15 protein-coding genes are annotated in these 13,070 nt (G+C 44.1%); 14 read left to right on the top strand and 1 reads right to left on the bottom strand.

Annotation, left to right across the window (positions count from 1 at the left end):
• Window positions 1-8 precede the first annotated feature (8 nt).
• Window positions 9-194, bottom strand: a complete 186-nt coding sequence (locus tag ACZ49W_RS04880; RefSeq protein WP_464814211.1) for a 4-oxalocrotonate tautomerase — start codon at window positions 192-194, stop codon at window positions 9-11.
• Between the two features lie 177 nt (window positions 195-371).
• Here ACZ49W_RS04880 and ACZ49W_RS04875 point away from each other — a divergent pair, with 177 nt between their 5' ends.
• The 14 genes from ACZ49W_RS04875 to ACZ49W_RS04810 all read left to right on the top strand — a co-directional run bounded on the left by ACZ49W_RS04875 (window position 372) and on the right by ACZ49W_RS04810 (window position 13,060).
• Window positions 372-1,226 (top strand): aldo/keto reductase, encoded by an 855-nt coding sequence (locus ACZ49W_RS04875; protein ID WP_464814210.1) that lies wholly within the window; start codon window positions 372-374, stop codon window positions 1,224-1,226.
• A gap of 215 nt (window positions 1,227-1,441) precedes the next feature.
• On the top strand, window positions 1,442-2,017 hold the full coding sequence (locus tag ACZ49W_RS04870) for a thymidine kinase (protein ID WP_464814209.1): 576 nt from the start codon (window positions 1,442-1,444) through the stop codon (window positions 2,015-2,017).
• 14 nt (window positions 2,018-2,031) lie between these two features.
• Window positions 2,032-3,111: a peptide chain release factor 1 gene (gene prfA / locus ACZ49W_RS04865; protein ID WP_464814208.1), complete on the top strand. Its 1,080-nt coding sequence runs from the start codon at window positions 2,032-2,034 to the stop codon at window positions 3,109-3,111.
• Entirely contained in the window at window positions 3,111-3,935 is an 825-nt protein-coding gene (gene prmC / locus ACZ49W_RS04860; protein ID WP_464814207.1) for a peptide chain release factor N(5)-glutamine methyltransferase, read from the top strand. The genes prfA and prmC overlap by 1 nt, the downstream gene beginning before the upstream one ends.
• Entirely contained in the window at window positions 3,935-4,540 is a 606-nt protein-coding gene (locus ACZ49W_RS04855) for an L-threonylcarbamoyladenylate synthase (protein WP_464814206.1), read from the top strand. The genes prmC and ACZ49W_RS04855 overlap by 1 nt, the downstream gene beginning before the upstream one ends.
• On the top strand, window positions 4,537-4,980 hold the full coding sequence (locus ACZ49W_RS04850; protein WP_464814205.1) for a GNAT family N-acetyltransferase: 444 nt from the start codon (window positions 4,537-4,539) through the stop codon (window positions 4,978-4,980). The genes ACZ49W_RS04855 and ACZ49W_RS04850 overlap by 4 nt, the downstream gene beginning before the upstream one ends.
• Window positions 4,977-6,233, top strand: a complete 1,257-nt coding sequence (glyA, locus tag ACZ49W_RS04845; RefSeq protein WP_464814204.1) for a serine hydroxymethyltransferase — start codon at window positions 4,977-4,979, stop codon at window positions 6,231-6,233. Before ACZ49W_RS04850 ends, glyA begins: the two co-directional genes overlap by 4 nt.
• Window positions 6,233-7,216: a nucleoid-associated protein gene (locus tag ACZ49W_RS04840; protein WP_464814203.1), complete on the top strand. Its 984-nt coding sequence runs from the start codon at window positions 6,233-6,235 to the stop codon at window positions 7,214-7,216. Before glyA ends, ACZ49W_RS04840 begins: the two co-directional genes overlap by 1 nt.
• Entirely contained in the window at window positions 7,213-7,821 is a 609-nt protein-coding gene (locus ACZ49W_RS04835) for a lysozyme family protein (protein ID WP_464814202.1), read from the top strand. The genes ACZ49W_RS04840 and ACZ49W_RS04835 overlap by 4 nt, the downstream gene beginning before the upstream one ends.
• A 165-nt stretch (window positions 7,822-7,986) precedes the next feature.
• Entirely contained in the window at window positions 7,987-8,562 is a 576-nt protein-coding gene (locus ACZ49W_RS04830; RefSeq protein ID WP_464814201.1) for a restriction endonuclease subunit S, read from the top strand.
• A 10-nt stretch (window positions 8,563-8,572) separates the two neighbouring features.
• On the top strand, window positions 8,573-9,862 hold the full coding sequence (locus ACZ49W_RS04825) for an N-6 DNA methylase (protein WP_464814200.1): 1,290 nt from the start codon (window positions 8,573-8,575) through the stop codon (window positions 9,860-9,862).
• 17 nt (window positions 9,863-9,879) lie between these two features.
• The gene (locus ACZ49W_RS04820) at window positions 9,880-10,671 is read left to right on the top strand and encodes a zinc-binding metallopeptidase family protein (RefSeq protein WP_464814199.1); all 792 of its coding nucleotides are present in this window, start codon (window positions 9,880-9,882) and stop codon (window positions 10,669-10,671) included.
• Between the two features lie 143 nt (window positions 10,672-10,814).
• On the top strand, window positions 10,815-11,504 hold the full coding sequence (locus tag ACZ49W_RS04815; RefSeq protein WP_464814198.1) for a YwaF family protein: 690 nt from the start codon (window positions 10,815-10,817) through the stop codon (window positions 11,502-11,504).
• A gap of 11 nt (window positions 11,505-11,515) precedes the next feature.
• Window positions 11,516-13,060 carry a peptide chain release factor 3 gene (locus tag ACZ49W_RS04810; protein ID WP_464814197.1) on the top strand — a complete coding sequence of 515 codons (1,545 nt, stop codon included), beginning with the start codon at window positions 11,516-11,518 and terminating at the stop codon, window positions 13,058-13,060.
• Window positions 13,061-13,070: the final 10 nt, after the last annotated feature.

Raw genomic sequence — 13,070 nt, 5'->3', positions numbered from 1 at the left:
AGACGCATTTAGTTTTTCTTCTTCATCTCACCATGTGGGTAGTAGGTGCCTTCTGGCATGTCGTTGATAAAGACGTGGATGGCTTCTTTCGGCGCTTTGGCAATACGAGAAACCACCTCAGTGACTTCACGCGCTAGCTCAATCTTTTGCTCTGGGGTCCGACCTTCAAATAAATCAATCTTGATAAATGGCATGATTGTTCTCCTTTTTGTTATCGTTACCATTATTATATCATAGTTTCTTAGGCTTTTTGGAATAAAAATCTAGGTTCAGTATTCATTTTTTAAATAGCTATATACGTTATTAACATTGTACCTTTCGAAGTAGATAAGGTAAACTAGATGTATCACATGAAGAAAGCGAGACAAACAATGGAATATACAGTTTTGAATAACGGCGTGAAAATGCCTATGGTAGGCTTTGGAGTGTTCCAAATCTCAGATCCTAAGACCACACAAGAAGTGGTGGAAGAAGCGATTAAAACTGGCTATCGTCTTATCGATACCGCTCAATCTTATGGCAATGAAGAAGCAGTTGGAAAAGCTATCAAGGCTTCTGGTGTGGCGCGCGAAGATCTCTTTATCACCACCAAACTGTGGATTAGCGATATGACTTACGAGGGGGCCAAGCGAGCCTTTCAAGAATCCTTGGAAAAATTGGATTTAGATTATATTGACCTTTATTTGCTGCACCAGCCCATTGGAGATACCTTTGGGTCTTGGCGGGCGCTTGAGGAATTTTATAAAGAGGGTAAGATTCGTGCTATCGGCGTGTCTAACTTTAAGCCAGACCAGTTGGCAAACCTCTCCCTCTTTAACGAGGTAAGGCCTGCGGTCAATCAGATTGAACTCCACGTCTTCCACCAAAAAGAGAAGGAGCGTGCCTACATGGCGCAAAAAGGCATCCAAGTTGAGAGCTGGGGAGCCTTTGCAGAAGGCAAGTTTGACGTTTTTACCAACCCAACCTTAACCGCTATCTCAGCAAAATATGGTAAGACGCCTGCTCAAGTCATGTTACGCTGGCAACTGCAATTAGGTGTGGTGTCCCTGTCTAAGTCTGCCAATCCAGAGCGGGTGCGTCAAAACTTTGACATCTTTGACTTTGCCTTGAGTGATGAGGACATGGCAGAAATCGCTAGTCTCAACCGTGATGCCACTGTCTTTATGGATCATCACGACGAAAAAACGGTGGAACTCCTCGCAGGCTTTGTCGGCAAAACCTTTTAGTGTATCAGAAAAGCTGGGCATAAGCTCGGCTTTTTTCTGTATAGCCTTGCCATTTATCTTTGATGACTTTGTTAGCCTTCCTTCTCTAACCTGAGGAGGATTTGTTTGTTCGGATTTTCGCTTCTATTTTTTGAGATTTCTGTCGACTTCTTCGTGTCAAATGCGGTATTTTATGATAAAATAAAAAAGACGTGAAAATAGAATAGGAAGATGGAATGGCACAGCTATATTACAAGTATGGAACCATGAACTCAGGCAAGACCATTGAGATTTTAAAGGTAGCCCATAACTATGAAGAACAGGGAAAACCGGTGGTCATCATGACCAGCGCCCTTGACACACGCGATGCTTTTGGTGTGGTGTCTAGCCGCATGGGCATGAGACGAGAGGCGATTCCCATCTTTGATGAGACGGATGTCTTTGGTTTGGTGGCGAACTTAGAAGAGAAGCCCTACTGTGTTTTGATTGACGAATGTCAGTTTTTAAGTAAGGAAAACGTCTATGATTTGGCGCGCATTGTGGATGAGTTGGACGTTCCTGTTATGGCGTTTGGTTTGAAGAATGATTTTAGAAATGAACTCTTTGAAGGAAGCAAGCACCTCCTGCTTTTGGCTGACAAGATCGATGAGATTAAGACCATTTGCCAGTATTGTTCCAAAAAAGCCACTATGGTGCTGAGGACCAAGGATGGCTTGCCTGTTTATGATGGTGAGCAGATTCAGATTGGTGGCCACGAAACCTATATTTCCGTATGTCGAAAGCACTATTTTAATCCAGAAATTGAGAGATAAAGAGGAGAGATGATGTGAATATTTATGATCAGTTGCAGGCGGTAGAGGACCGCTACGAAGAGTTAGGCGAGCTTTTAAGTGACCCAGATGTGGTCTCTGATACCAAGCGCTTTATGGAGCTTTCTCGTGAGGAGGCGAGAACTCGTGAAACCGTGACCACTTACCGTGAGTACAAGCAGATTTTACAAAACATCACGGACGCAGAAGAAATGATCAAAGAAGCAGGCGGAGACGCTGAACTTGAGGAAATGGCTAAGATGGAGCTAAAAGAAGCCAAGGAAGCCAAGAGCGACTACGAAGAAAAACTCAAGATTTTACTGCTTCCTAAGGATCCTAATGATGACAAGAATATCATCCTTGAAATCCGTGGGGCAGCAGGTGGCGATGAGGCAGCTCTCTTTGCAGGAGATTTGCTTTCTATGTATCAGAAATACGCAGAAGGTCAAGGCTGGAAGTTTGAGGTCATGGAGGCTTCAACCAACGGTGTCGGCGGTCTCAAGGAAGTGGTGGCTATGGTTTCTGGGGAGTCAGTCTATTCCAAGCTCAAGTATGAGTCTGGTGCCCACCGTGTGCAGCGTGTCCCTGTGACGGAAAGCCAAGGTCGGGTACACACCTCGACGGCTACGGTTCTCGTCATGCCAGAAGTGGAGGAAGTCGAGTACGAGATTGATCCAAAAGACTTGCGTGTGGACATCTATCACGCATCTGGAGCTGGTGGACAAAATGTCAATAAAGTAGCAACAGCGGTGCGGATTGTCCATCTTCCGACCAACATCAAGGTGGAAATGCAGGAAGAAAGAACCCAGCAGAAAAACCGTGAAAAAGCCATGAAGATTATCCGTGCCAGAGTGGCAGACCACTTTGCCCAAATCGCTCAAGACGAGCAAGATGCAGAGCGCAAGTCCACCATCGGAACAGGGGATCGCTCTGAGCGGATTAGAACCTACAATTTCCCACAAAACCGTGTGACAGACCACAGAATCGGTCTGACACTGCAAAAACTCGATACCATTCTCTCTGGAAAACTCGATGAGGTGGTCGATGCCTTGGTCCTTTATGACCAAACGCAAAAATTAGAAGACTTGAATAAATAATGCGTCTTGCACAGAAACTAAAAGACTTAGAAGAAGAACTCGTCCTTCTTGGGGAAGAAGCAGAGAGCCTTGCTTTTACTTATCGTGCCTATAAGGGTTGGGATTTGACGCAGTTTGTGTTGCATTTGCAAAGGGAGTTGAGTGCGGAAGATGAAGCCCTCCTAGAAAGGATTTATCAGCAGTTGTCCCAGCATATTCCGCCCCAGTATATCTTGGGGAATGCGGAGTTTTGTGGCTTGCAGTTAGCCGTAGATAAGAGGGTCTTGATTCCACGTCCTGAAACTGAGGAGCTGGTGGCTCTCATCTTGCAGGAAAATGAAACGCAAGATTTACGTGTGCTAGATATTGGCACTGGAAGTGGTGCGATTGCTCTATCTTTAAAAAAAGAGCGTCCCACTTGGCAAGTGCGAGCGAGTGATCTCTCGCCTGAAGCCCTTGCAGTGGCGAGAACAAATGCAGAAAGTCTGAGGTTAGCGCTTGACTTTGTTCAGTCAGATGTGTTTAGCCAGATTTCAGGAACCTTTGATATCATCGTTTCAAACCCTCCCTACATTGCAGAAACAGACAAAGATGAGGTGGGGTTGAATGTGCTAGCTTCAGAACCTCATCTGGCTCTGTTTGCGAAAGACGATGGGCTTTCCATTTACCAAAAAATCGCAAGACAAGCAGAAGGTTTTCTCCTCCCCAAAGGAAAAATCTATCTGGAAATCGGCTACAAGCAAGGACAAGCGGTTAGAGTGCTATTTGAGAAAGCTTTTCCTGATAAGCGTGTGCGCGTGCTGATGGATAGTTGGGGTAAGGATAGAATGGTGGTAGTGGACTGATGGAACAATACCTAGAGATATTAGAAGATGGCGGTGCCGTGGTACTTCCGACCGAAACTGTCTATGGACTCTTTGCTAAAGCGCTGAGTCAAGAAGCAGTGGACTTGGTCTATGCTCTCAAAAAACGCCCTAGAGATAAGGCGATGAATCTGAATGTGGCTGATTTTGAGGACATTTTACACTATTCTAAAGTTCAGCCTAGTTACCTCAAAAAGCTCTACGATGCTTTTTTACCTGGCCCTTTGACCGTGATTTTACAAAGTAATAACCGAGTACCTTCTTGGATCAATTCTGGTCTTGATACCGTTGGTTTTCGGCTACCTAGTCACCCTGTGACGAGAGAACTCATCCAAAAAACCGGTCCTCTCATCGGTCCTTCTGCTAACTTGTCTGGTCAGGCTAGTGGAAAGAAGTTTGAGCAGATTATGGCAGATTTTGCTGGACAGGTGACAGGATTTGCTGACGACGGTTTTTTAACGGGACAAGATTCGACCATTTTAGATTTATCAGGAGATCAGGCAAAAATCTTGAGACAAGGTGCTATTACAAAAGAAGAATTGCTGACTGCAGTGCCAGAACTGGTATTTGAAAGGAGTTCGTCATGATCAGACCTCTCACCCTAGAAGATGCAGCGGATGTCAAGCGTCTTAGCCAAGAGCTGGGCTATACGGTTCCCTTGGACTTGGTCCAAAGACAGGTCCAAAAGCTGATCCAAGATGATCATCACTACCTCATTGGGTATGAAAAAGATGGACGCTTGGTAGCTTATCTTGATGCCCAAGTTTACGAGAGTCTCTATTCAGAGACGGGGTTTAATATCCTAGGCTTGGTCGTTTTGGAAAGCTGCAGGAAAGAAGGCATCGCAAGACAACTTCTTGACCAGCTAGAAAAGGAGGCAAAAGAGCGAGACTATCATTTTATCCGGCTGAACTCAGCCGACCATAGATTGGGAGCCCATGCTTTTTATGAAAAGTGTGGCTATGAGGGGGATAAAGTTCAACGACGCTTTATCAAGCTATTGAAACAAAGGAGACACTACCGATGACACGCAACAGAACAGACTACATGACACTTGACCCAGAAGTTTTTGCAGCCATTGAAGCAGAAGGACAGCGCCAACAAGACAATATTGAACTCATCGCCTCTGAAAACGTGGTTTCTAAGGCCGTGATGGCGGCTCAAGGAAGCCTACTCACCAACAAATACGCTGAAGGCTATCCAGCCAAACGCTACTACGGTGGAACAGATGTCGTCGATGTCTTGGAAAACCTCGCTATTGATCGGGTGAAAGAGATTTTTGGCGCAAAATTTGCTAACGTCCAACCCCACTCAGGTTCGCAAGCCAATGCAGGGGCTTACTTTGCCTTGGTTGAGCCAGGAGATACCATCCTTGGCATGGATCTCTCAGCTGGAGGACACTTGACTCATGGTTCACTAGTTAATTTCTCTGGAAAGACCTACAATTTTGTGCCTTATACCGTAGATGCTGAAACAGAGGAGTTAGACTATGATGCCATCTTGGCTCTAGCCAAAGAACACCAACCAAAACTCATCGTTGCAGGAGCCTCTGCTTATTCGCGCACCATTGATTTTGCCAAATTCCGTGAAATCGCAGATAGCGTAGGAGCTAAGCTCATGGTGGACATGGCGCATATCGCAGGGCTTGTGGCTGCTGGACTGCATCCAAATCCAGTCCCTTATGCAGATGTCGTGACTTCAACCACACACAAGACCCTTCGTGGACCTCGTGGTGGCTTGATCTTAACCAATGATGAGGAACTCGCTAAAAAGATTAACTCTGCCATCTTCCCTGGTCTACAAGGTGGTCCCTTAGAGCATGTCATCGCAGCCAAGGCGGTTGCTTTCAAGGAAGCCTTAGATCCAAGTTTCAAGGATTACATGCGCCAAGTTCTTGAAAATAGCAAAGCGATGAGTCAAGTCTTTGCTGAGGATGAAGATTTCCGTGTCATCTCAGGTGGCACAGATAACCACCTCTTTATGGTGGATGTGACCAAGGTTTTGGAAAATGGGAAAATCGCTCAAAACCTCCTCGAAGAAGTCAATATCACACTCAATAAAAACAGTATTCCATTTGAAACCCTTTCTCCCTTTAAAACATCAGGGATCCGTATCGGGACACCAGCCATCACCAGCCGTGGTATGGGTGTAGAAGAAAGCAAAGAAATTGCACGTCTCATGATCAAAGCCATGAAACACTCTGAAGATGAGGCTATGCTAGCAGAGATTAGAGCAGACATCAAAAAGCTGACCGATGCCTTCCCGCTTTACGAAGACTAATGACGGATTTAGATTTTTACATTCAAGAAATTATCATTCACCAATTTACCCCAAATGAGACCGACATCCATTATTCCACGACACCCCTCACCCTAACGCCAAATCTAGACGACTATTTCAGAAAGAAGTTGAGCCGCGTCTTTTCAGAAGAGGCCAAGCGTGGCAAATTAGAAGATGACCATCCTTTTGTGGAGATTTTGTCAAAGGATTTGATGTCTCTTTCCACCATTATGACTAAGAAGTGGCAGGAAGCCTTTGTCTATACGGAAAATCAACGGATCAATGACTTGGTTTTTCTCTCCTTTAAACGTGGAGATAAGGCATATGTGGCTTTCTTGCGCCTTCCCTTACAGGACAGTCTGGAACATCTGGCTACTCTGGATACCCCTACTATTCAAGTGCGACAAAACAACCTACCTGCTCCCTCTCAAGCACCTGCAGACGGGATTGCTATTTCTCTTTCTAGCCATGAGTACTACCTGATTGAAAAGCGTGTGAAATCAGAAGATGGCTTTGCCCATTATTTTTCAGAAGCATTCTTAGCTCTTGCTCCCAACCCCTCTATTAAAAAGAGTATTCAGGTCTTGGAGCAGACGGCTAAAAAGATTGCGGGGCAGTTTCAGCAGGATGACTATGCCTTTGCTTCCAAGATGAAAAGTGCCCTTTTTGACCAGATGACAGAGAAACAAGAGCTATCACCCGAAGATTTGGCTAACCAGCTATTTGATCACAATCTGACGGCTAGACTAAGATTTGTAGATCAGGTCAAGGAAAGTATTCCAGAACCCATTGAGCTTAAGGATATTGATTATTCTAAACAGAGCAAAAAGCTGGAAAATCAAAAATTATCCCTATCTAATGGCATTGAACTCATTGTACCCAATCAGGTCTATCAAGATGCGGATGCGGTGGAGTTTATCCAAAATGAGGACGGGACCTACTCCATCTTGATTAAAAATATTAAGGACATCATCAGCAAATGATCAAGCGAATCATGAAGCTGTTGCTCCTTGTCGCCGTTATCTTTTCTGCCTTTTACAGTTATCGGACTTACCGTGATGTCCAAAACGTGCTATCCTATCGCCCTTTGGTGCGAGAGGTTCTAGCAGATCATGATACGCATATCAATGAGGAACTGTTGCTTTCTATGATTTACACCGAAAGCAAGGGCAGGAGTCAAGATGTCCTCCAATCTAGCGAGAGTTCCACAGGAGGACAGGGCAATATCACCGATAGCAGAGAGAGTGTCAAACAAGGGGTAAAACTGCTGTCGGATAACTTGGATAGGGCGCAGGATGCTGGGGTTGATTCGTGGACAGCCGTACAGGCCTATAATTTCGGTACGGCTTATATCGACTATGTGGCTAATCATGGTGGGAAAAATAGCATTGATTTGGCCAGTACCTATTCGAGAGACGTGGTGGCACCCAGTCTTGGGAATAAGACTGGCACGACCTATCGATACTACCACCCTATCGCCCTCTACTATGGTGGTGGGGAACTCTACCGCAACGGTGGCAATATCTACTACGCCAAGGAGGTTCAGTTTAATCGCTGGATTCTGCGTCTTTTTGGATTGGGGAAATGATAAGACGAAACGACTGAGAAAACTCGGTCGTTTTTGTTGTTGTCTCAAAAAAATAAAATGTAATTATAAAAAATCACAAAAAGTTGTTGACAAGATTTTTCGCGAATGCTAAAATAATATCGTCGACAAAAGATGTAATTACGCAAAACTACAAAAGGAGATCGTATGAATCATTTAAAAGAATGGGCAACCATAACCAGTGGCACGCCACAATTTCGCATCGTAGAGACTACGGATAAGGTAGCGCCGATTTACCTATCATATAGTCAAGCAGATCTGGATGAGGATTTATCTGGCCAACCGCAGGAAAAAGATCGCATCAAGACTTACCAAACGTTTGATCATGTCGAACAGTTAAAAGAGGGGGATCTTGTCATCAGTCTGATTTCTGGACGAGCCGCTCTGGTCAGCAAGGCGCATGAAGGTTACCTTTTTACTCAAAATTACCTCAAAGTCAGTCCAAACGAAGGATTAGACAAGACCTACTTGCTCTTTCTCCTCAATGAAAGTCGAGAGATGCAAAGACAATTTCGTATTGAAAAGCAAGGAACCATTGTCAAAAAATATACGACAAGAGGGATTAAAGACTTGATCTTACCGACTCTTCCATCTCTAGAGGAACAAAGAGCGATTGGTCAGTTGTATCTGGATTTGCTCAAAGAAGAGCAGTTAAAATGCCAGCTAGCTAAAAGAGAGTGTCGTTTCTATATTGAACAGCTCAAAAATCACGTCGAAAAGTAAAGGAGAAAATATGTTACCAGTAACTGAACGAGAATGGTCCATTTACATCTTATTTTATCGCTATCTCGCCTTTGATGGTCTAGTGGACTGGGAAATTTTTGAAACAGTCCAAAACAGCGAGGATTGCCAAACGCTTTTTCAAGAAGTGAGTGATCATCTAGCTGAGGATTCAAACCAAGGATTGCAGGAGATCCTTAACTTTATTAAGGAAAGGTTCGTTGATTTGGATGAGAGAGACAAAGAAGAGGTGTCTGAGACATTACAAAGTTGGGTGAAAAAACTCAAGAAAACGGATTTCAGTCGAGAAAAAATCAAAGACCTTTGTGAGGAAAGCATTGCTAGTTTACCAAGTCCTTATGTTCCAGCTAGTCTGGCTCAACTGATTGGAAAGATCATCCTGCCTAAAACAGCTAGCTCCCTTTCTCTTTATGAGTTTGATATGAGGTCTGGCAGTTTATTAGCTCATTTAGTATCGGAGGTACAAGAAGCAGGGATTCGTTTTTCTGCTTACGGTGAGGAGTCAGATAGCATGCACTTTCATCTCGCCCTTATTCGTTTTTACTTGTCCGATGTGAATGTTGAGGCCAAATCAGTTCGTGCGATTGATGAAAAAGAACTAGGGAAGGATTTTGACATTGTTGTAACCACTCCTTTTGATTACGCTCCCTTGTCTAAGGGAGTGTTCACAAAACTAGAGCAGGATCCTCGCTACCAATCTTATGCCTCAGCTGTCGATAAATCATTCCAACTGTCTTTACTTCACGGACTTTATCACACCAAAGAAACGGGGACTTTTGCCATCATTATTCCTCAAAGTTTTCTTTTTAAAGGAGGAAGGGAAAGGAAACTGAGAGAGGAGCTTTTGACAGGTTCATTAGGCAATCTCTTAGAGACTATTATCCTCTTACCTTCAAGAATGTTTCGCCATATGGGGGTGTCTATGCAACTCCTTATCTTTAAAAAGAACCGCACGACAGATGATGTGCTCTTTATTGATGCGTCAGAGGACTTCAAACGCCTTAGAAAAGAAGTCCTATTAGACAAAACAGCTATGCAGAAGATTCTAAATACCTATGAAAAGAGAATCAGTCAAGTCGGATATAGCTATCTTGCAACCTTAGATGAAATCAAAGCAAATGAGTACAACCTCAATCCCGCACGCTATATCCAAGTTGCAGAGGAAGACAAGATTGATTTAGACCAAGAAAAAAAGACGCTAGAAGAGGTCAGAAATCAACTGAACCCTATACAAGAACGCATCCAAAGCAATATCCAATTCCTTAATTTGATAAAGTTTTAAGAAGAAAGGAGAAAAGAATGAATCAAACGACATGGCAGGAAGTATTAATTCCCACACAAGAGGAGATGACCGATTTTCTAAAGGCTAAGCTATCGCAGTACGGTTATCAGATTATTTGCTCGCACAATCCATCTATCATTGGAGCTTTTTTCAACGAAGATGAAGGTGCTCCCCTTCTAGTGGCTCACCTGGATACGATCAATACCCACTATGGTGAGAATTTACAAAGTGAGGATATCCTTGAAACAGAGGATATCGTCGCTCTTTGTGAATATGCTCCTGAAGAAGTAAAATGCCTAGGAGCCGATGACAGAGCAGGGGTCAAGACGATTTTGGATCTGTTGGAGATGGGCAAACGCCCCAATGTCCTGTTTACGACCGATGAAGAAATTGGGTGCAAGGGGACGAGACAATTTCTCGATAAGCGCTCAAGGAAGTTATCAAGCAAAGAAGAGAGCATTGATGCAATGATAAAAAGAAGTAGCCTCCTAATTCAGATTGATCGCGGAAAACACCAAGGGTCTTGGAATGAAATGGTCTTTTATCAGTATCCTATTTGGCAAAATCCAAGACTTAGCCGTCTGCTCGAGAACTATTTTGTGACGGCAAGAGGAACGAATACCGATGTCGCCCTTTTGGGTCAAGCTTACAACAAGCCTCTTGTTAATGTCTCAGCTAGTTATCAGTACGAACATAGCCGAGATGAATATATCAGTAAGGCTCATTATCAACAAAATCTAAGCTCGCTAGCTCAACTTCTTAATGACTTGGAAGACGTAGAAGAAAGAATCACTTGGCGATATACCTGAGATGATGGTGATAAAAAAGAGGAGTAACACTCCTCTTTTTTGCAAGTATCAGAGCCTTTCTGATGATGACGCCTAGTCCTGCGCCTAGATTTTTGGTATAATAGAACAGCGACCTTGGTTTGATTTTAGGAAAAGGAGAAAAGATGATAGCCTTTTTTACCAGCCACCCTAGCCAAGTACCTCATTTAGGGCTTGTGGGACATGGCTTGCTCTTACTCAGCCTGATTTTGGTTTTTGTGGTGACGAGACGCTACTGCGATAGCAAAAGGGTGCAGCAGCTCTTTTATGTGAGTCAGGGTATTCAGATTCTCTTGCTCTATGGTTGGTATATGGCTAGTCACGCTCCCTTATCAGAGAGTTTACCCCTCTATCATTGTAGGCTTGCTATGTTTGCCCTTCTTTTTTTGAGGGAGGAGAGTCCGATTAAGACTTACTTTGCCCTTGTTGGTGTCTTTGGTCCCATAGCTGCCTTGTCTTATCCTATTTTTGATCCTTTTCCTATCTTTCATGTGACCTTTTTTTCTTACCTCGTGGGTCACTTGGCGCTTTTTGGCAATAGTCTTTTCTATCTCTACCGCACGCCTCAGATAAACCTAGATATTAAGCATCTGGCTTATCTGACCTTGGGTTTAAATCTCCTTTTAGATGGGGTTAACGCCGTGACCAAAGGTAATTATGGCTTTTTAGCCCATCCTCCTTTAGTGGGCAATCACGGATGGTTGCTCAATACATTGATTGTTTCTGCTGTTTTTGTGTTTGTTATGCGTGCTGTCTCTCTTTGGATACAAGGGCACAGACAAGCAGAAACCAAGTACTATACACTAATAAAATAAATGAGGTTATGATGACACTTACTGAAGAAATTAAAAAACGTCGCACATTTGCTATTATCTCCCACCCCGACGCAGGGAAGACCACCATCACAGAGCAGTTGCTCTATTTTGGTGGAGAAATCCGTGAAGCAGGGACAGTCAAGGGGAAAAAGACCGGAAATTTTGCCAAGTCTGACTGGATGGACATCGAAAAACAAAGAGGAATCTCAGTGACCTCCTCTGTTATGCAGTTCGACTACCGCGAAAAACGGGTCAATATCCTTGATACCCCAGGGCATGAAGACTTTTCAGAAGATACCTATCGCACCCTTATGGCTGTGGATGCTGCTGTCATGGTCGTGGACTCTGCCAAGGGGATTGAGGCGCAGACTAAAAAACTTTTTGAAGTCGTCAAACACCGTGGCATTCCTGTCTTTACCTTTATCAACAAGCTAGACCGTGATGGTCGTGAGCCTTTAGAGCTGCTCGAGGAATTAGAGGAAGTCCTTGGTATCGCTAGCTACCCGATGAATTGGCCTATTGGGATGGGAAAGAGTTTTGAAGGTCTCTACGACCTCTACCACAAGCGCCTAGAACTTTACAAAGGAGAGGAGCGTTTTGCGCCACTAGAAGCAGGCGAGCAACTTTTTGCCAATAACCCTTTTTACGCCCAAGTCTTAGAGGACATCGAGCTCTTGCAGGAAGCAGGAAATGCGTTTTCAAAAGAGGCTATCTTAGAGGGCAAGCTGACCCCTGTTTTCTTTGGTTCTGCCTTGACTAATTTTGGCGTACAGACCTTCCTTGATGGTTTCCTTGATTTTGCACCAGAACCTCACGGACACATGACCACAGATGGGGACATGATTGATCCGTTTGACAAAGATTTTTCCGGTTTTGTCTTTAAAATCCAAGCCAATATGGACCCAAGACATCGTGATCGCATCGCCTTTGTACGCATTGTCTCTGGTGAGTTTGAGCGTGGCATGAGTGTCAATCTCCCACGTGCCAAAAAGACAGCCAAACTCTCTAACGTGACCCAGTTTATGGCAGAAAGCAGGGAAAATATCGAAAATGCCGTAGCAGGAGACATTATTGGGGTTTATGATACAGGGACTTATCAGGTGGGGGATACCCTAACGGTTGGAAAAAACAAGTTTGAGTTTGAGCCCCTACCGACCTTTACCCCAGAGCTGTTCATGAAAGTCTCTGCCAAAAATGTCATGAAGCAAAAATCCTTCCACAAAGGCATGGAGCAACTGGTCCAAGAGGGAGCCGTGCAGCTCTACAAGAACTATCAAACTGGCGAATACATGCTCGGAGCAGTCGGTCAACTCCAGTTTGAAGTCTTTAAACACCGCATGGAAAATGAGTACAATGCCGAAGTCGTCATGACCCCAATGGGTAAAAAGACCGTGCGCTGGATCAAACCAGAAGATTTGGATGAAAAGATGAGCTCGAGCCGAAACATCCTAGCCAAGGATCGCTTTGACCAACCTGTTTTCCTCTTTGAAAATGACTTTGCCCTTCGCTGGTTTAATGACAAATACCCAGATATTGAGCTAGAAGAGAAGATGTAACCTTCTCTAC

This window comes from Streptococcus sp. STR1/CE/0325, assembly GCF_055386095.1.
This window is presented reverse-complemented; position numbering and strand designations above follow the sequence as displayed.

Coding starts and splice junctions, on each gene's coding strand:
- ACZ49W_RS04850 (WP_464814205.1), top strand. CDS start 4,537: ATGATCAGACCTCTCACCCTAGAAGATGCAGCGGATGTCAAGCGTCTT.
- glyA (WP_464814204.1), top strand. CDS start 4,977: ATGACACGCAACAGAACAGACTACATGACACTTGACCCAGAAGTTTTT.
- ACZ49W_RS04855 (WP_464814206.1), top strand. CDS start 3,935: ATGGAACAATACCTAGAGATATTAGAAGATGGCGGTGCCGTGGTACTT.
- ACZ49W_RS04835 (WP_464814202.1), top strand. CDS start 7,213: ATGATCAAGCGAATCATGAAGCTGTTGCTCCTTGTCGCCGTTATCTTT.
- ACZ49W_RS04820 (WP_464814199.1), top strand. CDS start 9,880: ATGAATCAAACGACATGGCAGGAAGTATTAATTCCCACACAAGAGGAG.
- ACZ49W_RS04815 (WP_464814198.1), top strand. CDS start 10,815: ATGATAGCCTTTTTTACCAGCCACCCTAGCCAAGTACCTCATTTAGGG.
- ACZ49W_RS04875 (WP_464814210.1), top strand. CDS start 372: ATGGAATATACAGTTTTGAATAACGGCGTGAAAATGCCTATGGTAGGC.
- ACZ49W_RS04825 (WP_464814200.1), top strand. CDS start 8,573: ATGTTACCAGTAACTGAACGAGAATGGTCCATTTACATCTTATTTTAT.
- ACZ49W_RS04830 (WP_464814201.1), top strand. CDS start 7,987: ATGAATCATTTAAAAGAATGGGCAACCATAACCAGTGGCACGCCACAA.
- ACZ49W_RS04840 (WP_464814203.1), top strand. CDS start 6,233: ATGACGGATTTAGATTTTTACATTCAAGAAATTATCATTCACCAATTT.
- ACZ49W_RS04880 (WP_464814211.1), bottom strand. CDS start 194: ATGCCATTTATCAAGATTGATTTATTTGAAGGTCGGACCCCAGAGCAA.
- prmC (WP_464814207.1), top strand. CDS start 3,111: ATGCGTCTTGCACAGAAACTAAAAGACTTAGAAGAAGAACTCGTCCTT.
- ACZ49W_RS04810 (WP_464814197.1), top strand. CDS start 11,516: ATGACACTTACTGAAGAAATTAAAAAACGTCGCACATTTGCTATTATC.
- ACZ49W_RS04870 (WP_464814209.1), top strand. CDS start 1,442: ATGGCACAGCTATATTACAAGTATGGAACCATGAACTCAGGCAAGACC.